This window comes from Salinarimonas chemoclinalis (assembly GCF_041514305.1).
GTDB lineage: Bacteria > Pseudomonadota > Alphaproteobacteria > Rhizobiales > Beijerinckiaceae > Salinarimonas > Salinarimonas chemoclinalis.
Map to the genome: position 1 here is coordinate 14,934 of NZ_JBGMWH010000029.1, position 21,710 is coordinate 36,643.

Annotated in this window: 20 protein-coding genes; 5 read left to right on the forward strand and 15 right to left on the reverse strand. The window is 71.8% G+C overall.

Annotated features, from left to right (window positions below; all coding sequences use genetic code 11):
* Positions 1-17 precede the first annotated feature (17 nt).
* The 15 genes from pseI to AB9M23_RS22085 all read right to left on the reverse strand — a co-directional run bounded on the left by pseI (position 18) and on the right by AB9M23_RS22085 (position 15,216).
* Entirely contained in the window at positions 18-1,073 is a 1,056-nt protein-coding gene (pseI, locus tag AB9M23_RS22015) for a pseudaminic acid synthase (RefSeq protein ID WP_372426826.1), read from the reverse strand.
* Positions 1,070-2,596 (reverse strand): UDP-2,4-diacetamido-2,4,6-trideoxy-beta-L-altropyranose hydrolase, encoded by a 1,527-nt coding sequence (pseG, locus tag AB9M23_RS22020; protein ID WP_372426827.1) that lies wholly within the window; start codon positions 2,594-2,596, stop codon positions 1,070-1,072. Before pseG ends, pseI begins: the two co-directional genes overlap by 4 nt.
* Positions 2,593-3,294, reverse strand: a complete 702-nt coding sequence (gene pseF / locus AB9M23_RS22025; protein WP_372426829.1) for a pseudaminic acid cytidylyltransferase — start codon at positions 3,292-3,294, stop codon at positions 2,593-2,595. The genes pseG and pseF overlap by 4 nt, the downstream gene beginning before the upstream one ends.
* A complete protein-coding gene (gene pseC, locus AB9M23_RS22030) occupies positions 3,291-4,460 on the reverse strand; it encodes a UDP-4-amino-4,6-dideoxy-N-acetyl-beta-L-altrosamine transaminase (RefSeq protein WP_372426830.1) in 1,170 nt (389 codons plus the stop codon). The genes pseF and pseC overlap by 4 nt, the downstream gene beginning before the upstream one ends.
* A complete protein-coding gene (gene pseB / locus AB9M23_RS22035) occupies positions 4,457-5,491 on the reverse strand; it encodes a UDP-N-acetylglucosamine 4,6-dehydratase (inverting) (RefSeq protein WP_372426831.1) in 1,035 nt (344 codons plus the stop codon). Before pseB ends, pseC begins: the two co-directional genes overlap by 4 nt.
* 168 nt (positions 5,492-5,659) lie before the next feature.
* A complete protein-coding gene (locus AB9M23_RS22040; protein ID WP_372426832.1) occupies positions 5,660-6,934 on the reverse strand; it encodes an N-acetyl sugar amidotransferase in 1,275 nt (424 codons plus the stop codon).
* Positions 6,931-7,695, reverse strand: coding sequence for a HisA/HisF-related TIM barrel protein (locus AB9M23_RS22045; RefSeq protein ID WP_372426833.1), 765 nt, complete (start codon positions 7,693-7,695; stop codon positions 6,931-6,933). Before AB9M23_RS22045 ends, AB9M23_RS22040 begins: the two co-directional genes overlap by 4 nt.
* Positions 7,685-8,308, reverse strand: coding sequence for an imidazole glycerol phosphate synthase subunit HisH (gene hisH / locus AB9M23_RS22050; RefSeq protein ID WP_372426834.1), 624 nt, complete (start codon positions 8,306-8,308; stop codon positions 7,685-7,687). Before hisH ends, AB9M23_RS22045 begins: the two co-directional genes overlap by 11 nt.
* Positions 8,305-9,432 carry an N-acetyl sugar amidotransferase gene (locus AB9M23_RS22055; RefSeq protein ID WP_372426835.1) on the reverse strand — a complete coding sequence of 376 codons (1,128 nt, stop codon included), beginning with the start codon at positions 9,430-9,432 and terminating at the stop codon, positions 8,305-8,307. Before AB9M23_RS22055 ends, hisH begins: the two co-directional genes overlap by 4 nt.
* Positions 9,429-10,328, reverse strand: coding sequence for a hypothetical protein (locus tag AB9M23_RS22060; protein WP_372426836.1), 900 nt, complete (start codon positions 10,326-10,328; stop codon positions 9,429-9,431). The genes AB9M23_RS22055 and AB9M23_RS22060 overlap by 4 nt, the downstream gene beginning before the upstream one ends.
* Positions 10,306-10,842 (reverse strand): GNAT family N-acetyltransferase, encoded by a 537-nt coding sequence (locus AB9M23_RS22065; RefSeq protein ID WP_372426837.1) that lies wholly within the window; start codon positions 10,840-10,842, stop codon positions 10,306-10,308. The genes AB9M23_RS22060 and AB9M23_RS22065 overlap by 23 nt, the downstream gene beginning before the upstream one ends.
* A 4-nt stretch (positions 10,843-10,846) precedes the next feature.
* Positions 10,847-12,133 (reverse strand): DegT/DnrJ/EryC1/StrS family aminotransferase, encoded by a 1,287-nt coding sequence (locus AB9M23_RS22070; protein ID WP_372426838.1) that lies wholly within the window; start codon positions 12,131-12,133, stop codon positions 10,847-10,849.
* Complete coding sequence (locus AB9M23_RS22075) at positions 12,130-13,155, reverse strand: Gfo/Idh/MocA family protein (protein WP_372426839.1); 1,026 nt, start codon at positions 13,153-13,155, stop codon at positions 12,130-12,132. Before AB9M23_RS22075 ends, AB9M23_RS22070 begins: the two co-directional genes overlap by 4 nt.
* Positions 13,152-14,231, reverse strand: coding sequence for a Gfo/Idh/MocA family protein (locus tag AB9M23_RS22080; protein ID WP_372426840.1), 1,080 nt, complete (start codon positions 14,229-14,231; stop codon positions 13,152-13,154). Before AB9M23_RS22080 ends, AB9M23_RS22075 begins: the two co-directional genes overlap by 4 nt.
* A gap of 4 nt (positions 14,232-14,235) precedes the next feature.
* Entirely contained in the window at positions 14,236-15,216 is a 981-nt protein-coding gene (locus AB9M23_RS22085) for a zinc-binding dehydrogenase (protein WP_372426841.1), read from the reverse strand.
* Positions 15,217-15,453: 237 nt separating this feature from the next.
* Here AB9M23_RS22085 and AB9M23_RS22090 point away from each other — a divergent pair, with 237 nt between their 5' ends.
* The 5 genes from AB9M23_RS22090 (at position 15,454) to AB9M23_RS22110 (ending at position 21,684) form a co-directional block, all read left to right on the forward strand.
* Positions 15,454-16,893 (forward strand): capsular polysaccharide export protein, LipB/KpsS family, encoded by a 1,440-nt coding sequence (locus AB9M23_RS22090; RefSeq protein ID WP_372426843.1) that lies wholly within the window; start codon positions 15,454-15,456, stop codon positions 16,891-16,893.
* Positions 16,894-16,995: 102 nt separating this feature from the next.
* Positions 16,996-18,258 (forward strand): hypothetical protein, encoded by a 1,263-nt coding sequence (locus AB9M23_RS22095; RefSeq protein ID WP_372426844.1) that lies wholly within the window; start codon positions 16,996-16,998, stop codon positions 18,256-18,258.
* 113 nt (positions 18,259-18,371) lie between these two features.
* A complete protein-coding gene (locus AB9M23_RS22100) occupies positions 18,372-19,193 on the forward strand; it encodes a class I SAM-dependent methyltransferase (RefSeq protein WP_372426845.1) in 822 nt (273 codons plus the stop codon).
* Positions 19,194-19,323: 130 nt separating this feature from the next.
* Positions 19,324-20,181 (forward strand): hypothetical protein, encoded by an 858-nt coding sequence (locus AB9M23_RS22105; RefSeq protein ID WP_372426846.1) that lies wholly within the window; start codon positions 19,324-19,326, stop codon positions 20,179-20,181.
* 237 nt (positions 20,182-20,418) lie between these two features.
* The gene (locus AB9M23_RS22110) at positions 20,419-21,684 is read left to right on the forward strand and encodes a hypothetical protein (protein ID WP_372426847.1); all 1,266 of its coding nucleotides are present in this window, start codon (positions 20,419-20,421) and stop codon (positions 21,682-21,684) included.
* The last annotated feature ends 26 nt before the right edge of the window (positions 21,685-21,710 follow it).

A 21,710-nucleotide genomic window follows, 5' to 3' on the forward strand; every position in this document is an offset into this window, starting at 1 on the left:
GCAGAACCCGCCCGCTCTCAGCCCAGCATGTCCCACGCCAGCGGCTCGCCGCGGGAGAGCGGGCGGCGGGCGCGGCGGCCGAGGACCTCGGGGAGGTGCTTGGGCGCGAGGCCGTAGCCGGGGCGGATCGAGCGCACGTTGGCGCGGGTGATCTCGGCGCCCTCCGGCACGTCCTCGACCACGAAGAGCGAGCGGCGGAACGTCACGCTCCCCTCCTCCGCGGCCGCGCGGCGGAAGACGCCGTCGCCGAGGGCGGCGTGGGCGTCGCTCACGGCGCGCACCATGTCAGCCAGCTCCTCCTTCTCGAGCGAGAAGGCGCTGTCGACCCCGCCGTCGGCGCGGGCGAGGGTGAAGTGCTTCTCGATCGCCACCGCGCCGAGCGTCGTCGCCGCGATCGGGACCGTCAGGCCCATCGAGTGGTCGGACAGGCCGGCATGGACGCCGAAGCGGCGCGCCAGCTCCGGGATGCGGCGCAGGTTCGTCTCCTCGATCGGCGATGGGTAGCTCGAGACGCAGTGCAGGAGCACCAGCTCCCGGCAGCCGTTGGCGCGCGCGGTCTCCACCGCCTCGCCGATCTCGTCGAGGCTCGCCATGCCCGTCGAGACGATCATCGGCTTGCCGACACGCGCGACGCGCGCCACGAGCGGCAGGTCGATCATCTCGAAGGAGGCGATCTTGTAGGCGGGCGCGCCGAGCCGCTCGAGCAGGTCCACCGCCGTGTCGTCGAAGGGCGTGGAGAAGATGGCGATCCCGATCTTCGCAGCGTGCGCGAAGAGCTGCTCGTGCCATTCCCAGGGCGTGTGGGCCTCGCCGTAGAGTTCGTGCAGCCGCCGGCCCTTCCAGGGGCCGTCCGCGATCAGGAACTCGGGGCGATCGCTGTCGATGGTGATCGTGTCGGCGGTGTAGGTCTGGAGCTTGACGGCGTCCGCGCCGGCGGCCCGCGCCGCGTCGAGCAGCGCGAGCGCCCGCGCGATGTCGCCGTTGTGGTTGCCCGACATCTCGGCGATGACGAACGGCCGATGCCCCGGCCCGACCGGGCGACCCGCGATGTGGATGACGTCCGTCGCGCTCATGTGTCCAGTCCTCGCGTGTAGCGTCGGGAGCGTTCGGTGAAGCCGCAGCGCGCGAAGAGCGCCGCGGAGCGCGCGTTGCCGCCGAGCACCTCGGCGACGACGACGCGTGTTCCGGGCCGGTTCTGCCGCAGCCAGTCGCATCCTGCAAGCAGCAGATCGGAGCCCGCCCCGCGCCCGGACGCCCCGGGCACGAGGTAGATCGAGACCTCGGCCTCCTCCCCGCTCCGGTCGAAGCGCAGCACGCCGACGGGCGCGCCGTCGGCCTCGCCGATCAGGAGATCGCGCTGCGGATCGGCGAGCACGCGCGCGAGCCAGGCGAGGTGCCGGTCGAAGGGGATCGGGGCGTTCTCGCGCGAGACGGCGCGCACCTGCGGGTCGTTGCGCCAGGCGTGGAGCGCGACGGCGTCCGCGGCGGTCGCGGGCCGCAGCGCGATCGGGGCCGGGAGGATCACCGCGGCGACGCGCGCGGCCCCGCCGCCGTCGACGCGCGCCAGGCCGCGCTCCGAGAGGAACCCGCGCAGGGATGCGTTGGCGTCCAGCGCGGCGAGGTGGATCGCCAGCCCCTCGATGTCCCCGGGCGCGACGTCGGGCGCGTAGACGAGCCCCTCCGCAGCGGCGGCGCGCACGGGCGCGCGCTGGTTCTCCGCCAGCGTGAGCACGAGGCTCGGGACGCCGAGCGCGCAGCGCTCCCAGGTCGTGCCGCCCCCCGCGCCGACCGCCAGATCGGCCTGGATCATCAGCGCGGCGAGGCGATCGGTCTGCACGTGCAACGTCGCCCGCGGCAGGACGGCGCAGGCGTCGCGCAGGCGCTCGAGATGCGGGTAGAGCGCGCCGACGACCACGTCGAGCGCGCGCTCGCCCAGGCCCGCGCGGACGAGCGCCGCGACGACCGCTCCGGTCGCATCGCCGGCATCCGCCCCCCCGACGGAGACGAGGATCCGCTCCACGGGTCCCGAGCGGACGCGGGCGGCGGGGTGCAGATCGGCGAACTCCCGCCGCAGCAGCGCGAAGCCGGGGCCGAGCAGCCTCCGGCAACCGGCGGGAACCCGATCCACGTAGGGGTCGGCCCGGTCGCGCCCGGCGTTCTGGTCGACGACGAGGTCGCAGGCGTGGGCTCGGCCGAGATCGTCGACGGCGGTGACGTGCGCGACGTCCGCGGCGGCGCGCGCCTCCCAGGGCGTGCCGAGACCGTAATGGTCGACGACGATCCGCTCCGGCGCGAGCCCGGCGGTGCGGGCCGCGGCGAGCGTCGCGGCGGCGTCCGCCACCTGCAGGTTCGCCGGCCATTCCCGCTCGGGTCCGAGCGTCGCGACGGCCGCGGCCGCATCCGCCGCGAGCGGCGGCAGCGCGAGCGCCGCGTGGCCCTGCGCGGCGATCAGCGCCTTCGCCGCGTCCGGCAGGGCGAGGCTCGCGAACACCGTCGATGCGCCGCGCGCGCGCAGCGCGTCCGCGAGCGCGAGGCAGCGCGCGAGATGGCCGAGGCCCCGCTCGCGCGAGGCGTCGACCCGCACGAGGACGCTCACCCCGCCCCCCCGACACGCGCGCCGAAGAGGGTCTCGGCGCGCGCCCAATCGTCGGGCGTGTCGATGTCGACCACCTTGGACGCGGGCAGCACCAGCGTCGCCCCGTTCTCGTGGATGCTCTCCCCCGCGAGCCAGGCGTCCCGCACGCCCCAATAGAACTGCCCGGCGTCGTGATAGGCCGCGGGCAGGTCCTGCGTACGCGTCTGCGCGAACTGGGGGAACAGCGGACGCGTGCGCCCGCTCGGCTCCCGGGCGAGCGCGCGGTGCACCGAACTCTCGAAGGCGACGACCGGGAACGCGTAGCGCTCCCCGCCCTCGGCCAGCAGCGCATGCGCCGCGGCGAGGTCCCGCGCCTCCAGCAGCGGCACGCAGGGATAGATGCAGCAGGCCTCGTCGATCCGGCCCCAGAGCGCCTCGCAGGCCTCGATCGCGTGCGCGACCACCGGGACGGTCGGCGTGTAGTCGTCGGCGAGTTCCGCCGGGCGCCGGAAGGGCGCCTCCCCGCCGTGCGCGGCGACCACCGTGGCGATCTCCTCGTCCTCGGTGGAGACCACGACGTGGTCGAACAGCCCGCTCTCGCGCGCCGCCGCGATCGCATACGCGATCATCGGGCGACCGGCGAACGGGCGGATGTTCTTGCGCGGGATGCGCTTGGAGCCGCCGCGGGCGGGGATGATCGCGACGCGGGCGGCGCTCATGCGCGCCGCTCCAGCGCGGCCGCGAGCGTCGCGACGACGCGATCCTGATCCGCCTCCGAGAGCTTCGGATAGAGCGGCAGGGTGATGGCGTTGCGGTAGTAGCGCTCCGCCGCGGGGAAGTCCCCCGGCTCGAAGCCGAGGCGCCGGTAGTACGGCTGGGTATGGATCGGGATGTAGTGCACGTTGGCGCCGATCTGCGCCGCCCGCAGCGTCGCGAAGACGTCCGCGCGGCCGACGTCGGTGCGCTCGTCGTCGATCTCGACGACGTAGAGGTGCCACGACGAGCGCCGATCCGGCAGCCGCGCCGGCAGCCGCAGCGGCAGGCCGGCGAGCCGGGCGTCGTAGCGATCCGCCAGCGCCTCGCGCCGCGCCTGCATGGCCTCGACCCGCGCGAGCTGCGAGAGGCCGAGCGCCGCCTGCAGGTCCGTGATGCGGTAGTTGAAGCCGAGATCGGTCTGCTGGTAGTCCCACGGCCCGTCCGGCGCGCCCTCGAACAGCGCGGGATCGCGGGTGATCCCGTGCGAGCGCAGGAGTCCCAGACGGCTCGCGAGTTGCGGATCGCGCGTCGTGACCATGCCGCCCTCCGCCGTCGTGACGATCTTGACGGCGTGGAAGCTGAACACGGTCACGTCCGCGAAGGCGGACCCCACCGGCCGATCGAGGTAGGTCGCGCCCGTCGCGTGCGAGGCGTCCTCGAGGATCTTGAAGCCGTAGCGGTCCGCCAGCGCGCGGATCTCGCGCAGATCCGCCGGCAGGCCCGAGAAGTCGATGGGCACGACGACGTCCGGCAGCCGCCCGGCCGCGGCGGCGGCCGCGAGCTTCTCCTCCAGCGCCGCGACCGAGATGTTGCGCGTGCGCGGGTCGAGATCGACGAAGTCGACGTCGGCGCCGCAGTAGCGGGCGCAGTTGGCCGACGCCACGAAGCTGTTGGGGCAGGTCCACAGCAGCCCGCCCGGCCCGAGGCCGAGCGCCAGGCAGGCGATGTGCAGCCCCGCGGTGGCGTTCGACACCGCGAGCGCGTGCGGCACGTCGTGGCGATGGGCGAAGGCCTCCTCGAAGCGGCCGATCGCCGGCCCCTGCGTCAGGTAGGCCCCGCGCAGCGCCTCCGCGACGGCGGCGATGTCGGCCTCGTCGATGTCCTGCGTGCTGTAGGGGACGAAGCTCATTCGCGTCGGACCCCCGGCGCGCCCGCGAGCTCGCCGCCCTGGACGTGCCTGGCCACGAGGTCGCGGATCTGCTCGACGGTGAGGAAGTCGGGGTTGGAGCTGCTCTCGTAGGCGAAGCCCGCGGGCACGCGCGCGCCGCCGAAGCTCGCGAGATAGTCCTCGACGCCGTAGTCCCGCGTCGTCGGCAGGATGGCGTAGTAGGGTCCGATGTCGACCGCGTTCTGGCTGTCGCTCGCGGTGATCATCTCCTCGTGCAGCTTCTCGCCCGGGCGCACGCCGACGATCTCCTGGCGGCATTCCGGCGCAATCGCCGTCGCCACGTCGGTGATGCGGTAGGAGGGGATCTTCGGCACCAGGATCTCGCCGCCCCAGGCGTTCTCGATCGCCCAGAGGACCATCGAGACGCCCTCCTCGAGCGAAATGTTGAAGCGCGTCATCCGCGCGTCCGTGATCGGCAGCACGCCCTCGCGGCGGCGGTCGAGGAAGAACGGGATCACCGATCCGCGGCTGCCCATCACGTTGCCGTAGCGCACCACGCTGAAGCGCAGGTCGCGCGCGCCGCGAATGTTGTTGGCTGCGACGAAGAGCTTGTCCGAGCACAGCTTCGTCGCGCCGTACAGGTTGACCGGCGCGGCCGCCTTGTCCGTCGAGAGCGCGACGACGCGCTCGACGCCGGCGTCCAGGCAGCCCTCGATCAGGTTCTGCGCGCCGATGACGTTGGTCTTGATCGCCTCGAAGGGATTGTACTCGGCGGCCGGAACCTGCTTGAGCGCGGCGGCGTGCACGACGATGTCGATGCCCTCGAGCGCGCGGCGCAGCCGGTCGGGATCGCGGACGTCGCCGATGAAGTAGCGGATACCCGGGTGGTCCCTCTCCGAGATATGCTGCGACATCTCGAACTGCTTGAGCTCGTCGCGCGAGAAGATCACCAGCCGCTTCAGGTCCGGGTGCCGTGCGAGCACGGTCTTCACGAAGGCCTTGCCGAAGGAGCCGGTGCCGCCGGTGACGAGAATCGATTTTCCGCTGAGCATTCGTCGTTACCCGATTGCGCGACAGGCAGGGTCACGACCGGCCGCGTTCCGCACATGCCGACGGCGCCACGCGCCCGGCCGGGCGCCGGCCGTCGATCGCCTCGGCACCCTTCATCGTCGCCCGGCATCTAGCAGCAAAACCGCCTGTGCGCAAACGATCGCGGGCGCTCACGGATAGCCGCGGCCGACGACGATGTAGCCGTGCGCGCGGTCCCGCTCGAGCCTCGAATTCGCGGTGAAATCCGGGTCGGAGCGCAGTGGCGCCGGGTTCGCCGCCGCCTGCGGCTGGTCCATCGTGCTCCAGCCCCGGAAGCGCCAGCGGCCGGGCTCGTCCTCGCTCCAGAAGCGCGGGTCGCGGTGCTGGTCCATCACGAAGCCGAGCGCGTTCGGCTCGACGCCGAGCCAGTCGCAGAACAGGCCCAGGTGCTCCACCGCCTCCTGCTCGTGCCGGCGCACCAGGGCGAGCCCCTCCTCGCGGGTCAGCCGCCCGTGGCGGATCTCGCGAGTGGCGTGGTCGGTGACCTTCGAATAGCCGTGCTTGTACAGCTTCAGCAGGTCGTGGACGTTCATGTAGTTGTAGCAATCGACGTGATCGTAGCAGTCGAACGTCCGCGCGAACGCGGCCGTCTCGTAGCCGTGCGTGCGCATCATCTGCTCGTGCTGGGCCTTGGGGTCCCAACGCACGTAGTTGCCGAGGTAGATGCCGCGCACCCCGACGGAGGCGAGTTCCGCATCGTCCGGGTAGCGGTACTGCCAGACGTCCTCCTCGGCGAGCGTGTCGAAGAGGCCGATGAGGTCCGCGGGCTCGCGCGCCATCAGGTCGTGGTCGTAGCGGTAGCGCCGGGTCATCTCGACCTCGTGCTCGTGGCTGAACATGCCGACCTGCTCGAGCCCCTGGTGTGCCCCCCAGACGATCAGCGGGACGCCGAAGCGCACCGCCGTCTGCACCGGGAACACCGTCTGGCCCGCGAGGCAGGGCCAGTACATGCTGCCGATCTCGCGCAGGGCCGTGCGCGTGATCCTGCGCACGGACTGCGGGTTGACGTTCTGCACGAGGATGTCGCAGTCGAAGCGGATGCGCAGGTTGGCGAGGTTGCGGATGCCGAGCGGCGTGTTGAAGTACTTGTTGTAGGTGACGAGCAGCGGGTTCAGCCCCAGCCGCTCCTTCACGACGTGCACGATGAAGTACGAATCGTTCGCGCCGGACACGGGCACGATGCAGTCGTAGGTGCGTGCGTCGCGGGACCGGTACGGCTTCACCAGCGCCTCGAGCTTCGCCCAGCGCGCGTCCCAGTCGAGCCGGTCCTTCTCCTCGTGCACGCGGCAGCCCGAGCAGATCCCCTCGTCGTCCAGCGTGAGGCCGAGCGGATGATCGGTGCGGTAGAGGCACCGGCGGCAGGCGTGGGCGGGGCCGTGCGCGCGGCCGAGGGCGTAGCTGGTCACTGGTCGATCCAACGAAGGTACGAGGGCGCGCGGATGGGGAGCGCGCCGAGCTTGGACTTCAACTGGCGGATGCGGTTCTCACCGTAGCTCAGCGAGTTGCCGATCGCCGCGGCCCTGACGCTCGGACGCCCGAGCACCCGGCGGATCTGGTCCGGATCGCGCAAGCCCCCGAAGACGATCAGCGGCACTGAGGGGATCGGGAAGAGCTCGACGATGCGTTCGTCGAAGGCGGCACCGCCGTCGTTGACGTGGTCCATTGCCAGCACCTCGGAGACGCTTCCTGCACGCAGCAGCGCGAGCGTCGCCTCCGCGAGCGGGGCGCGCGTGCGCGTGCGGTAGTCGAAGGAGACGAGCGCATCGCCGTCGACGCCGAGCGGCAGCGCCGCGATCACGGCCTGGGCGCCGAGCGCCGCCTCGATGCCGGGCACGACGCCCGGGTCGTCGCGCAGGAGCGCGTCCACCGCGATCCGGTCCGCCCCGCTCGCCACCACCGCAACCGCGTCCTCGACGCTGCGGATGCCGCCGCCGTATATCAGGGGCGTGGAGAGGCCCTTGGCCGCCATCCGGCGCAGGAGCGCGAGGTCCGGCCCGGCCGCGCCGCGGTCGATGCACAGGACGAGCACCTCGTCCGCGCCCCAGCGGTCGAGGTTGTCGGCGAGGATCTCGGCACGGCCCAGCGGCAGGTAGCGGCCGAAGCCGAACGACTGCACCGCCCAGCCGTTCTTGACCGTGATCACCCCGACCAGTCGCTTACCCAGCATGATGCGCCTCCGCGAGCACGTCGGCGAGGATGCGCAGTCCCGCGCTCTGGCTCTTCTCGGGGTGGAACTGGAGCCCGAAGATGTTGCCGCGCTGGACGGCGACCGGGAACGGGGCGAGCGCCTCGCCGAGGCGCGCCACCGCGACGACGTATTCCGCCGAGGTCTCGAGCACGTAGGAATGGTTGAAGTAGACGCTGCGCCCGTCGCTCTCCGCCAGGAACGAGGCGCGCCCGGAGGTCTCGAGCGCGTTCCAGCCGATGTGCCAGCGTGCGTCGCGGACCCGCACGACCCGGCCGGGAACGAACCCGAGACCGGCGGTGGGCGCGATCTCCTCCGAGAAGTCGCCGAGCAGTTGCATGCCCAGGCAGATCCCCACGAGGGAGCGGCCGGCCTGGACGCTCTCCTGCAGGTAGCCGACTAGGCCGCAGCCGTGCAACGCCTGCATGGCGGAGGGGAAAGCGCCCACGCCCGGAAGAACCAGGACGCTCGCCTTGTCGAGCTCGGCAGGGTTGCGGCTCGCGAAGCACCGGTAGCCGGTTCTCTTCATGGAGCGGGTGACGGAGGCGATGTTGCCCGCGCCGTAGTCGACGATGCCGACGAGCTTGCGTGTCATAGGCCGACCCCCACCTGGAACCGACGACGGATCGTGCCGTCGTCGCCGACGTCGAACAGGTCGCGGTTCGTGGCGTTGCGGACGCGCTCCCAAAATTCGTCGACACCGATGCCGATGTAGTCGCAGAAATCCGCGATGTAGTTTGGCGCGCAGGCGTCGTCGTACTGCTCGACGAGCGAGATCCCCTTCTCGCGGGTCATGCGCCCGAGCCGGATTTCCTCGTTGACGTAATCCGTCACGCGGCCGAAGCCGAATTTGTAGTACTTGATCATCTGGTTGAGCGTCACCCAGTCCTCGTCGAGCGAGGTGACACCCTTCAGATCACCGGTGTTCGCGACCGTGTCCTCCCGGATCTTCAGGCCGCCGAGCGCTGAATAGGAGCCGTTGTTGACCAGCGACCAGTCGCCGAGGAACCAGCCGAGATAGACGATCTGCAGCTTGTGCTCCTCGAAGGCCGCCGGCGGCGGGTACTGGTAGGGCAGGAGCCCCTCCGGGCCGACGACCTCGCGCATCCAGTCGGCGACGCCGCCCGAGAGCGTGTTCATGTAGCGCAGGCTGTTGCCGTCGTAGCCGGTCCGCCCGAGCGTCTTCAGGTCGCCGAGCTGGAGGCCCGGGTTCTCGCCCCACAGGATCAGCGGGATGCCGTAGCGGATCGCCAGCTGCGGGACAGAGGAGAACAGCGCCATCTCCGTCGAGCGCGCCCAGTTCGTGAAGCGCAGGAACGATTCGCGCATCAGCCGCCGCCACGTCTCCGGCGCCGGCGCGGAGATCACCACGTCGAAGCCCAGCTCGATGAGGTTCGAGATGTTGTCCGTGCCGCGCTCGGTCACCTGCTGCGGCGGGTAGCTGAGGCATACGAGCAGCGGCCTCAGCTTCAGCTTGTCGCGCACCCACAGCGCCTGGCGCGTGCTGTCCTTGCCGCCGCTGACGCCGATGATGCAGTCGAAGGGCATGCCCGGCCGGCGCGGATAGTCGCGCAGGACCTCCTGGAGGATCTCCCAGCGCTCCTCCCAGTCGACGTTCTGCACCTGGTCGAAGTAGTCGCACGCCGGGCACAGCCCGGCCGGCGTGAAGTTCGTGTTGGGGCGCGTGTCGGGCTGGAGGCACCGCTTGCAGTATTTCATGTCGCAGGACCGAGATGCTTCAGGTGGACCAGCCGCTCGTGGGGAAGCCGGCAGGATGGGGCCCAGGGCGGCAGAGTGCAATAGACCGTGCGCCCCGCCTCGAGGGCGACGACGAGCGCGAAGCTCTCGCAGCCCGCGACCCAGCGCGCGCCGGCGAGCGCACCGCGCAGGTCCGCGGACCGGTCGAGCACGATGCGCGGCTCGCCGTCCTCGCGCAGGAAGACGTCGTATTTGCCCGGCGGATCGGAAGGATGCGGGCGCAGGCGGATGGTCAGCGGGCGCGGCAGGTCGAGGTCGGGCAGGCGCGAGAGGAACCAGGCGAGCGCCTGGAACTCGCCGGGCGTCTCGCGCCCCCAGGTCGCGCGCGCCGGCTCGGCCACGTAGAGCAGTTCCGCCTGCGCGATCGTCTCCGGCGGCGGCAGCCCCGCGACCTGCTCGGCGAGGTAGAGGTTCGGCACGCGGCGGGTCGGCACCTCGGGGACGCGCCGGCGCGCCTCGGCCTCGGCGTACGCGTCCGTCACCCAGATCTCGTCGGGAAGCACCGCGACGCCGTCCCGCACGAAGCGCTCGCGATAGTTCACCCAATGGTCGACGAGGGCGATGGAGCGTACGCCGTGCGCACGCGCGGCGACGCGCGCCTCGTGCTCGAGCCCGCTCGCCCAGCCGGTGCCGGTGACGCAGGTCCCCGCCCCCGCGATCGCCGCCGCCGGGTCGCCCTCGTCGAGGGCGGACGCGACCCGGGCCATCGCGATCGCCGCCGCCGGCCCGGCGGCGTGCACGCGAACGTCCGCGCGCCCGGCCTGCGCGACGAGCGGCAGCAGCAGGTTCGCCGCGCCCGCGTCGTGGCAGGCGACCACGATCGGGCCCGGCAGGTCAGCGATCGGCGAAGCGGGCATAGTGCACGACGTCCTCCGGACGCCCCTCGACGATCTCCTGGGCGCGGCGTGTCGCCTCGTGGGTCATGCCCGCGCGCTCCATGATGCGCACCATGGCGCGATTGCACGACAGCGTCCCGCCGGTGACCTTGCGGATGCGCGGATCGGCGAGCAGGCGCGCGAGCAGCGCGTCCCAGGCCGCCTGCCCGTATCCCCTGCCCCACGCCGCACGCGCGCCCACCATGATGCCGATGTCGGCGGTGCCGTGCGGACGCTGCACGTAGGCCGTCATCGTCCCGATGGCGTCGCCCTGCGGGTCGCGGCGGATGGAGAGGAACAGGTTGTCGGTGCCCGCGAAGCTCGCGAGATAGCGCCGGCAGGAGTCCGCGTCGTGTGTGCGGAAGCGTTGATTGCTGAAGCGCACGACCTCGGGATCGGCGAGCCATCCGAGATAGGCAGGCGTGACGTCCTCGTCCCGGAAGGGCACGAGGACGACGCCGCGGCCCTGGATCGGGAAGTCGCCGGCCTCGAGCATCCTCTCAGGCCCCGCGCAGCGCGTCGCGGCTCGACCACACCTTGTGGAAGGCCTCGACCACGAGCGCGATCTCCTCGGGCGGGAACTCCCCCATGCACAGGTTGATCCCGAGGAACGTCTCCTCGTGCAGCCGCTCGGCCGTGGGGCACACGCCCTTTCCGTAGGGCACGTCCCGCGAGACGAAGGGCTGGTTCCAGGGAAAGCCCTGCGAGCCGTAGGCGATCTTGTGCCGGAACAGCGGCAGGCGGTGGATGTTCTGATAGCCCGCCAGCAGCCACGGCACGCCCTCCGCCCGCAGCGCCTCGACGAGACGCGCGCGCGGGACGCCGACCGCCTCCGTCTCGAGCCGCATGCCGTAGACGTAGTAGACGTGCGTGTTCTCGTTGGGCACGTGCGGGGTGACGAGCCCCTCGAGCCCCGCGAGCCCGTCGTCGAGGGCGCGTGCGACGCGCTGGCGGCCCTCGATCCGCGCGGTCAGCTTGTCGAGCTGGGTCGCGGCGATCGCCGCCTCGATCTCGCCCATGCGGAAATTGTAGCCGAGCATGTTCGACAGCTCGCGCGGATCGTCGCTGTCGATCACCGCCTCGGCGTGATTGCGGATCAGCCGCATGCGCTGGGCGAGCCGATCGTCGTCGGTGACGAGGATGCCGCCTTCGCCGGAGTGGATGTGCTTGTGGTAGTTGAGGCTGAAGCCGCCGATGTCCGCGACCTTGCCGACGCTCTCGCCCTTGTAGAGCGCGCCGGGCGCCTGCGCCGAATCGGTGATCAGCGTCAGCCCGTGCCGGTCGGCGATCGCGCGCAGCCGCTCCATGTCGGCGGACTGGCCGAAGATGTCGGCGGCCATGATCGCGCGGGTGCGCGGGCCGATGCAGGCCTCGACCGAGCCGGGATCGATGTTGAAGGTGCGCTCGTCGATGTCCGCGAAGACCGGGATCGCGTTGAAGTGGAGGATCGCGGTGGCAGTGGCGGCCATCGTCCACGGCGTCGTGACGATCTCGTCGCCGGGCTCCACGCCGATGGCGCCCACGGCCGCGATCAGGCCCGACGTCCAGGAATTGACGGTGATCGCGTGGCGGAAGCCGAAGCGCTCGGCCGCCTTCGCCTCGCAGGCGAGGACCTGCTCGCCGCCGAGGAAGCCGGGTCCGGCCGCGCCGATGAAGGCGGACAGCACGCCCGAGCGCATCACGCCGGCGACGGCGTCCGCCTCCTCGGGCCCGATGCTGCGGAAACGCTCGAGGGGAGCGCGGATCACCGGCTCACCGCCGTGGAGGGCGAGTACAGACGTCGTCATGAGAGTCCATTCCGGCGCGAGGCCGCGAGAGAAGCCGTGTCCGCTCCCGATGCGCTCCTGATCGCCTCGCACAGAGCCTGCGCGGCCAGCGCGGTGCGGCCCGTGCTCGCGAGCGCCCGGCCCTCGACGACCGCCGCGTGGAGGTTCTCGACCGCCGCAGCCATGGCGAGACGATAGGTTCCGTCGACCGGCTCTCCGACGGCGAGCGACTTATATCCACGGAAATCCGGGTTGTCGATAGGTCGCCGGATGCGCCAGCGGGCCCCGCCCGCCTCCATCGCGATCACCGCCTCGGCGGTGACGATCTGGAGCTCGAAGAGCGCGGTGTCCGCGGCGTGCCCGACGCCGACCTGCACCGGCACGCCGCCCTCCGCCACGAGCGTGAAGGGAATCGTCGGGTCGTCCGGCCAATGGTCGGCGACCGCGCTCCCGGCCCACGCGAGCGCGAGGTCGCCGAGCAGGAAGGCGGCGAGATCCACCATGTGCGAGCCGTTGTTGAGCACGCCCTTATTGTAGAGGCCGTAGGCCGAGCGCACCGGGCCGTAACGCCCGGCCCCGAGGTCGTGCGCCAGGGCCACGACGTCCGGTGCCCAGCGGCGCGTGTGGTTGACGGCCATGAGGACGCCCGCGCGCGCGCAGGCGTCGACCATGCGTGTCGCCGCCGGCAGCGTCGGCGCGATCGGCTTCTCGCAGAACACCGCCCGCGCGCCGAGCTCGATGGCGAGGCCGACGTGCTCCTCGTGGCGATCGGTCGGCGATGCGACCACGACGACGTCGACGCCGCCGCCCAGCCCGGCGAGCGCCTCCGCCGTCTCGTGGGCTCGGGCGACGCCCCAGCGCTCGACGAAGCCCTGCGCGCGCCGCAGGTCGGGATCGACGCAGGCGACGAGCTCGAAGCCGCCGTGTCGCACGAGGGCGCCCGCATGCGTGAGCGGATCGGCGTCGGCCGGGCGCGCGGCGTCGAAGCCGCCTGCGATGTTGCCGCAGCCGAGGATCACCGTGCGCAGCCGGGTCGCCGTCATGCGACGTTCCCCCGGTAGCGCCCCGTGATGGTCAGCCCGCTCGGCACCGCGGCGAGTGGCGTCTCGCGCCCGCCGTCGAGGCTCGAGACCACGATCGCACCGAGGATGCGCTGGCCGAGGACCACGTCGCCGTGGGGCATCGGCATCGGACCCGTCCCGCGGATCGCGTCGCGCAGGCCCATGAACGCGGCCTGCGTTCCGCTCGGCGCCTGCGCCACGGGAACGCGCTCGACCCGGTCGAGGTACGCGCCGCCGGGTGCCGACGGGCGTGCCAGCTCGAGCGCGGCGCCGTCGGACAGGACCCGGATCGTCCCGGCCGTGCCCGACAAGCGCACGTCCATGCCGCCCGCAGCCGTGATCGCGCCCTCGACGCCGTCCGCGAAGCGCACGCGCGCGAACCGGACCGCAGGGTCGGCGTCGATCGTCTCGCCGGATACCGCCCCGTCCGGGATGTCGACGCGGCCGCAGACGCTCTCCGGGGACGATCCGCCATAGCCGAGCAGGAGGTCGACGGCGTGCGGCAACGTCCACAGCAGGAGCTGGCCCGCGCCGAAATCGACGGCGACCTCCCGGAGCGTGCCGATCGCTCCGTCCGCGAGGAGCTCCCGCGCACGGCGGTAGGCCGGCATGAAGCGCCGCACCGTCCCGAACGTGAAGGCGACGCCGTCGCGCTCCATACGCGAGAGCAGCCGCTCGGTGTCGCCGAGCCGCGGCGCGAAGGGCTTCTCCGCGTGGATGCCGCGCACGCCGGCCGCGAGGGCGGCCTCGACCGTCGCCGCGCGCACGTCGCTGCGCGTCGCGATCGCCGCGATGTCGGGCCGCACGGCAGCGAGCATCTCCGCCGCATCGGCGTATCGTGCCTGCGAAGGCACGCCGAAGCGTTCCCCCGCGTCGTTCCGGCGCGTCGCGTCCACCTCGGCGAGGGCGACGAGGGAGAGGCCGTCGACCGCCTCGACAGCTTCCGCGTGGCTGAGCGGAAGCCAGCAGGGCGGAACGCTCGTGCGCGTACCCTCGCTCGTGAACGCGCCCATGCGCCCGCAGCCGACGAGGGCGACCGTGAGGGGTTCGTGCGTCATGGTCTCACCAGCTCAGCGCGAAGGTGACGGCGCCGGCCTCGCGCGCCGCCAGCCGCTCGTAGGCGTCCCCGATCCGCTCCGCCGGCAGCACGTCCGAGACGAGCGCCTGCGCGTCGATCGCACCCGCGAGGATGCGGTCGGCCAGGAATTCCATGTTGCGCCCCAGCGTGAAGCGGATCTCGTGTGCGGGCGCGGGCGTCTCCGGCACCATGCCGCAGGCGACGAGGCTCAGCTGCTTGTCGTAGAAGAGGTGCGAGGCGAGAGGGTTCTCCTGCGGCGGCGGCAGGCCGCGCCCGGGGAAGCCCAGCACCGCGACAGTCCCGCCGCGGGCGGCGAGATCGAGCGCGAGCATCCAGTCTCCCCAGCCGTTCGCCGTGGTGACGACGATGTCGGCGCTCTTCGCCACCCGATCGTCCTTCGCCCTGGCCTCGCGCGCTCCGAGGCGCAGCGCGAGAGCCCGCGCGCCGTCCTGGTCCGAATAGGCGACGACCCGCCCGCCGAAGGCGGAGGCGAGCGCCGCCGCGCCGAGCCCGATCGCGCCGAGGCCGACGACGGCGACGTCGTGACCGGGCCGGAAGCCCGCCTTCGACAGGGCCGCATAGCCGAGATGGAACAGGTAGGTGACGCTCAGCGCCGCCGGCCGATCGACCCGGGTCGCGACCAGGATCTCGGCGTCGCGGCACACGAAGGCGCTGCGGTGGGACTGATGGGTCAGGACGAGATCGCCGGGCCGGCAGGCCGTCACGGACGCGCCCACCGCCTCCACCCGCGCGACGTTGCAATAGCCCTGCAGGCGCGGGTAGGTGGGACCCGGCCGCAGCGGCGGCGCGCCGACCCAGGCGGCGACCTCGGTTCCCGGCGAGATCGCCGAGACGACGGTGCGCGCGAGCACTTCGGAAGGGCCGAGCCGCGCGGGATCGAGCACGATGGTCTCCCAGGCGAGCGCGCGCGGGCCGAGCAGCCGGAGAACCTTCGCCTCGATCATCGCGCAGCCCGCTCCACCTCGGACGAGAGACAAATCCGGTCGATCGCGCGGCTCACGCCGCCCGTCCGGCCGCGGCGGTAGGTACCGGAGCCCTCGCGCGAACGCAACACCGCCGGCCCGTCGGCGGCCGGCCGGTTTCGCGCGATGCGGATGCGGCACCGGTGACACGGCGCACGGGAGGTGCTATCGGCCACCCGCCTTTCGGGCGCCCGCGGCGTTCGCCCCGCACGGAACGACATGACCAAGATCATCTGCCTCTCGCGCAGCTACTTCGCCAACCTGATGCCGGCGATCGCGGCGCGCGATCCCGACGCGACGTACCACTACATCGTCCAGACCGACGCCGAGGAGCGCCTCGTGCGCGCCAAGGGCGGCGAGGTGGTCCTGAACCTCCAGCGTGTCGTGCACGACGGGCTTCGGCGGGCCGATGCGCCCCGCTGGTCGGAGCCGGAGGACCTGCGCGCGGTGACCGGTTTCCCCTGGTCTCCGGTCGCGCTCGACCGGCACCTGAAGTCGTTCCCCGACGAGCGTCGGCGGGTGATCGCCGGCGTCGTCTACGCGGCGGTGGCCGAGCTGCTCGAGCGCGAGCGCTACGACGCCTTCCTCAGCGAGCCGGTCGCGCACTTCCTCATCCACGTGATGTTCTATCTCTGCCGCAAGCACGGCTGCCGGCCGCTGCTCTGGGCGAACACCTACTTTCCCGGCTGGTTCTACTTCACGCCCGGCTTCGACCTGACCCGCGGCGCGCGCACCACCCCGCTCGACGCCGAGGAGGAGACCGCCCTGCGCGAGACGATCGTGCGATACGTCGAGGGCGTGCGGGCCGACAGGGCCGGCCCGGTCTACCACTTCCGCTTCGCCAACCTCGGCCGCTCGCAGTTGTCCTACTTCAAGGGCCGGCGCGGCGAGGTGCCGTTCCTCTTCAACCCGGGGATCGTCTCCTCGGGCATCCAGCTCGCCCGGCTCGGCCTCGCGACCTGGAAGCGCGCGACCTTCGGCCTGCACGGCGACTACATGCACGCGGGCGCGGTCCCCGAGCACCTGCTCTACACGAAGAGCATGCTCGCGCCGCGGCGCGGCTACGACCCGATGCCCGACGAGCTCTCTCGGCGCAACATCGTCTACCCGCTGCAATACGAGCCCGAGGCCTCGCTGACGTACTTCACGCCGCACGTCGCGGACCAGCCTTCCTTCGTGGAGACGATCCTGCGCGCGCTGCCCGGCGATCGTATCCTCTACGTCAAGGAGCACCCGAACCAGTTCGGGGCGCTGAGGACCGGCCGCTGGCCGGAGATCCGCGCGCGCTACTCGAACGTGCGCTACATCTGGGGCCGCGAGAACGGGCGCGGGCTGATCGCCCGTTCCTCGCTGTGCGTGACGATCGCGAGCACGATGGGGCTCGACGCGATCCTGATGGGGCGCCGTTCGCTGATCGCCGGCAACGTCTTCTTCGGCGGCTTCTCGGGGGCGACCCGCATCGGGTCCCCCGAGCATCTGGCCGCGCTGCTCAACGACGAGACCTGCTACGACATCGGGGACACCGCGGCCGCCAACGTCGAGGAGATGGTCGCGTTCGGGCGCGGCTGCTACAGGGGCGATCCGCAGCCGGCGGCGACCCTGTTCTCGGAGGAGAACCTCTCGCGCCTGGTCGCGGGGATCGTGGACGCGCGGAGCTGATCATCGTTGGGAGCATCGGCTCCCCCACCAGCGGGTCCCACTCGGTGGGATGATGCTCTAGGCGCGCCGATCGCGGGCGCACGGGACCGGAGATCCAGGGACGTGTCGTCCTTCTTCCTGCTGATGCTGATCGCCTCGGGCTTCGGGCTCGCCAAGCTCGTCGTGCTCGCCAAGGTGCTCGAGCCCGCCGCCTTCGGCGAGTTCGTCACCCTGCTGGGCGCAGGCGCGTTGTCGGGCATCCTGCTGAGCTTCGGCACCGTCGAGGCGACGGTGAAGACCTACCCCCGCCTGTGGACGCTCGGGCGGGCGCAGGAGATCCGCGCCTCCGCGCGCGCCGCAGCGACCACGCTCGCGCTGCGGTTCGCGGTCGTGGGCGGCCTCGCGGCAGCGGCCGCGGCGTTCGGGCTCCTGCCCTACGGCGCACCGGTCGTCCTCGCGACGGCGGCGATCGGCCTGCTCTCGGCGGTGCTCAGCCTGCTCACCTCGATCCTGCGCGCGGCGGACGCCACCGACTCGGTGCGCAACCTCATGCTCGCCCGCAACGGCCTCGCCTTCGCGCTCGCGCTCGCCGGCGCTTTCGCCTTCTCCTGGCAGGGGGCGCTCTTCGGGGAGGCGATCGGCGCGGCGGTCGCGGTGGCGATCGGCCGGCGGGACGCGCGCCGCCGGGCGCGGCCCGAGCGCGCGGTCGTGCGCACGATCGCCGGCGCGGAGCCACCGGTGACGGCGAGCCGCGGGCTTCGCCTCTACGTCGCCTATCTCTCCTCCGCGGCGATCTCGATGGGAGACCGCGCCGCCGTCAACGCGGCCGCGGGCGCGGCGGCGGCGGGCGCCTACGGTATCGTGGTCATCGTCGTCCAGGCGGGCCAGATCCTCGTCAACATCCTCATCCAGCGCATCGGCGCGATCCTGATCAAGGGCGCGGCCGACGACGGCTCGCGCCCGCCGCCGACGCGACTCCTCCTGGCGGCCGCGTTCGGGTGCGCCGCGCTCGCGTCGGGTGGGCTGCTCGCCCTCCACGCCCTGGGATGGCCGGCGGCGATCTGGGATCGCTACGACATCTCGCGCACGACGCTCGTCCTCGCGGGCCTCGTCGCCGGGCTCCAGATCTACAGCGTGCTCGAATACCACCTGATCGCCCGCGACGCCGAGACGTCCGTCCTCCTCGCCTCCGTGGCGGCGCTGGCGGTCGCGGTGCTCGGCGTCGTCGGCGCGGCGGTGCTCGCCGCCCCGCTGGAGGGCTACGTGACGGCGGTCCTCGCCGCGCGCGTCGTGCAGATCATGATGCTCGCCCTCTCCCTGCGCGCCCGCCGCGACCGGGCGCCCGCGCCGGACGGGGGGCGCGACGGTGATTCGGCGGGCGCTTGACCGACCCGCGGTTCTGAGCTAGTGCGACCGCTCCTTTCCGGGGTCGGCGCAGCTCGTCCGAGGCACGGCAGACGAAGAGCTCGGGTCTAGACTTCCGGCATCTGGAGCGCCCGATGAGCAGCGCACTCAAGCAGACGTACGTTCGGTACGTGTATCCGAACAAGAGGCTGCATCACTTTCTCTTCCCCTACGCGATCTTCTTCAAGTTCCTGATCGACCACATCGTCCGCTTCCCGCGTCAGCTGCTGAAGGTCGACCTCGTCCGGCTGCTGATCTGCGTGCCGCGCTACCTGTTCTACCGCTACATCATGCGCTACCGGCGCGAGTACGGCGTCGACCCGAGCCTCGTCTCGGAGGGCACGGTGGCGCACAACATGGCGGGCCTGGGCGAGATCTCCGCGCCACGCTCGCACCTGCTGGTGGCGCCGCTGCTGTCCGTCTACGACGTCGCTCGCCGTGTCGGCGAGATGAGGGTGCTCTCCATCGGCCCGCGGGTCGAGGGGGAGCTGTTCAACCTGCGCGGCTACGGCTTCCGCAAGAAGAACATCGAGGCGATCGACCTGTTCTCGTTCTCGCCGCTGATCGACGTCGGCGACATGCACAAGATCGAGCATCCCGACGCGAGCTTCGACATCGTCATCTCCGGCTGGGTGCTCGGCTACAGCGACGACAAGGCGCTCGCCGTGCGCGAGATGCTCCGCGTGCTCAAGCCCGGCGGCCTGCTCGCCATCGGCAACGCCTACGACAACTTCGTCGACCCGGAATGGGGCGACGCCCTCGACAAGCCCGTCGGATCCCGCGAGCGGATCACGAGCCTCGCCACGATCGAGCGCCTGTGCGACGCGCAGCCCGACCAGATCGTGTTCCGCAGCGACGGTTCCGCCGACGACACCCGCGGCGACCCGATCATCCTGATCATGCGCAAGCGGAGCTAGGCGGGCCGTCGCGCGCGGGCTCTTGCGCCGGCGCGCCGGTTGGGGCAAATCTCGCCCGTCGGTCGCTTCCGGCGCGGGGGCGACCGTCCTCGACGGGAATCTTCCTCTACGGCATTGTGGAGAATTCGACGTGGTTGGCAGCGCTGCTTCGATCGTGAGCTTCCTGCGGTGGCGGCTCGTGCCCGTGCGTTACGCCGGTCGCGTGCGCCATCTTCGCCCACACCACCTGACGCCCGCCGCGCGGCCGGTGACCGAGGCGGGGCGCCGCGTCGAGGACACGGGCCACGCCGAGGGGCCGACGGCTTCGCCGGAGCTGCTCGCGGAGCTGCAGGGCCTCTACCGCCCACGCATCCCGGCCGAGCGGCCCGAGGGCCTCAAGGCGCCCTTCGTCAACCTCGTGAAGCCGGAGGACCTGACGCCCGAGAACCCGCTCATGCGGCTCGCGTTCTCGCCGGAGGTGCTCGACGTCGCCATCGACTACTTCGGCGGCCGCTGCACGCTCGACAGCCTCCAGGTGCTCTATTCCTTTCCCGTGCGTGAGCAGGGCCTGAGCGAGAGCCAGAAGTGGCACCTCGACTACGGCGACAGCCGTTCCTTCCATTGCGTCATGTACCTCAACGACGTGCTCGACGACGAGCACGGCCCGTTCGTGTTCGTCGACAAGCGCGACACGCGCCGCATCAAGCGCGGCATGGTGATTCGCCGGGTGGAGGACGCACAGTTCCAGGCCGAGCTCGGGGACGGCACGATCCGGTCGTTCTACGCCGAGGCGGGCCGCTCCGTGTTGATCGATCCGGCGGCGTGCTACCACTACGGCAGCCGCTGCAAGACGGGGCGCCTCGCGGTGTTCGTCACCTTCTCGTCCGACAAGCCGTTCCTGAACGCGACGCCCCTGGTGCGCGAGCACAGCGGGCGGATCCTCGCCGCGGCGAAGGAGCTGCGTCCGGATCTCGGCGGCGGGGCGCTGGACAAGCTGCTCGCCGTCTGACCCCGCAGGACGACGGTCGGGTGCGTGCGACCGCACGTCGGCCGAGTCCGGGCTGCGCGACCTCGGATCAGCAGACATCGCCAGCCTGATCAAAAAATACCATCATAAAGCGAATTACGGCGCCTTAACGACTATAAATTGACGTATGTCTTGCTTTCGGCGTTAAGGTTTGCTTTACCATCGGCTCGCAAGGTCGCGTCACGGTCATCGCCTGCGGACGACCAGGGAGAGAAGCCCGTGCCGCTCGCCCACATCGTGCTCCTCGCCGCGGTCTTCTTCCCCTACGTGCAGCTCGTGCCATCGCCGAGCTTCACGCAGCCCTACGCCCTGATCGTGGCCGCGCTGCTCTTCGTCCCGACGGGCGTCGTCGGGCTGCGCACGATGCCCACCCGCGACTGCGTGGTGCTGGTCTCCTTCGCGGCGCTGGGCGCGGCGCTGCTCCTGCTCGGCGGGGGCCCCGGCTCGATGCAGGACCTCAAGTTCCTCCTCAACTACCTCGCGCCGCTCCTGCTCGTGGCGACGCTGTTCGTCGTCCTGCGCGGCGACACGGCGGCGGCCCGGCGCGGCATCGAGATCGCCATCGTCGTCTGGCTCGGCGTCGCGCTGGTGGAGAAGTTCGTCAGCCCCCACGTCTTCGCCTTCCTGCTCGGAACCTGGTCCTCCGTCCCCATCGACATGCCGCTCTCGGCGCGCGGCGTCGTCTCGCTCGCCCCCGAGCCGACTCATTACGGCTTCCACGTCCTGATGCTCGGCGCCGCCGCCGTGCTGCTCGGGAGCCGCCCCGTCTTCCCGGCGCTCGCCCTGGCGCAGGCGGTGCTCCTGGCGCAGTCGTCGAGCGCGATCCTGGCGCTCGCGCTGGGAGGCGTCCTCCTGTGCCTGCTCTGGCCGCGCTACGTCGTGCTGCTCGGGCTGCCGGCGGTGGTGATCGGCGGCGGCGCGCTGCTGCTCGCGATCGCGCTCGGCATCGGCGGGCGTCCCGTCCTCCTCGTCCAGGAGCTCCTGGCCGACCCGAGGGGCATCGTCACCGCGGACATGAGCGTGAACTATCGCCTCGGGGGCCTCGCCGCCGCCTTCGTCGAGGTCTGGAACAGCGGCTTCCTGCCGCACGGCCTCTCCTGGGAGACCTGGATGGCGATCCGGGACGAGGCGCTGCGCGAGCACGACTGGCTCATCGACCTCAGCACGGTCGGGCCGCCCTCGGGCGTCGGCGTGATCGCGATCCAGAGCGGCATCGTGGGCCTGGCCCTCCTCCTCGCGATGCTCGTGCGCATCGTCGGGGCCAGCCCGCGCGCCGTCGTCGCTCTGCTGCCGTGCACGGCGCCGTTCGTCTTCGTGAGCCAGTACTACATCTCGGCGCCGGTGTTCTCGCTGGTGCTCGCCAGCGCGATCGTCGTCGCCTCGCGGCGGGAGGCGACCGCCGCGGCGCGGACACCGTCCGAGGAGCCGCTCCGGGAAGCGGCGCCCTCACCGGAGGCCCGCACCGCCGCGCCGATGGCCGGGTGACGCGCCCGGCGCGTCACCGCGGCGCC

Coding starts and splice junctions, on each gene's coding strand:
- AB9M23_RS22075 (WP_372426839.1), bottom strand. CDS start 13,155: ATGACGGCGACCCGGCTGCGCACGGTGATCCTCGGCTGCGGCAACATC.
- AB9M23_RS22090 (WP_372426843.1), top strand. CDS start 15,454: ATGACCAAGATCATCTGCCTCTCGCGCAGCTACTTCGCCAACCTGATG.
- pseB (WP_372426831.1), bottom strand. CDS start 5,491: ATGCTCAGCGGAAAATCGATTCTCGTCACCGGCGGCACCGGCTCCTTC.
- AB9M23_RS22100 (WP_372426845.1), top strand. CDS start 18,372: ATGAGCAGCGCACTCAAGCAGACGTACGTTCGGTACGTGTATCCGAAC.
- AB9M23_RS22070 (WP_372426838.1), bottom strand. CDS start 12,133: ATGACGACGTCTGTACTCGCCCTCCACGGCGGTGAGCCGGTGATCCGC.
- pseC (WP_372426830.1), bottom strand. CDS start 4,460: ATGAGCTTCGTCCCCTACAGCACGCAGGACATCGACGAGGCCGACATC.
- AB9M23_RS22060 (WP_372426836.1), bottom strand. CDS start 10,328: ATGCCCGCTTCGCCGATCGCTGACCTGCCGGGCCCGATCGTGGTCGCC.
- pseI (WP_372426826.1), bottom strand. CDS start 1,073: ATGAGCGCGACGGACGTCATCCACATCGCGGGTCGCCCGGTCGGGCCG.
- AB9M23_RS22080 (WP_372426840.1), bottom strand. CDS start 14,231: ATGACGCACGAACCCCTCACGGTCGCCCTCGTCGGCTGCGGGCGCATG.
- pseF (WP_372426829.1), bottom strand. CDS start 3,294: ATGAGCGCCGCCCGCGTCGCGATCATCCCCGCCCGCGGCGGCTCCAAG.
- AB9M23_RS22055 (WP_372426835.1), bottom strand. CDS start 9,432: ATGAAATACTGCAAGCGGTGCCTCCAGCCCGACACGCGCCCCAACACG.
- hisH (WP_372426834.1), bottom strand. CDS start 8,308: ATGACACGCAAGCTCGTCGGCATCGTCGACTACGGCGCGGGCAACATC.
- AB9M23_RS22085 (WP_372426841.1), bottom strand. CDS start 15,216: ATGATCGAGGCGAAGGTTCTCCGGCTGCTCGGCCCGCGCGCGCTCGCC.
- AB9M23_RS22065 (WP_372426837.1), bottom strand. CDS start 10,842: ATGCTCGAGGCCGGCGACTTCCCGATCCAGGGCCGCGGCGTCGTCCTC.
- AB9M23_RS22045 (WP_372426833.1), bottom strand. CDS start 7,695: ATGCTGGGTAAGCGACTGGTCGGGGTGATCACGGTCAAGAACGGCTGG.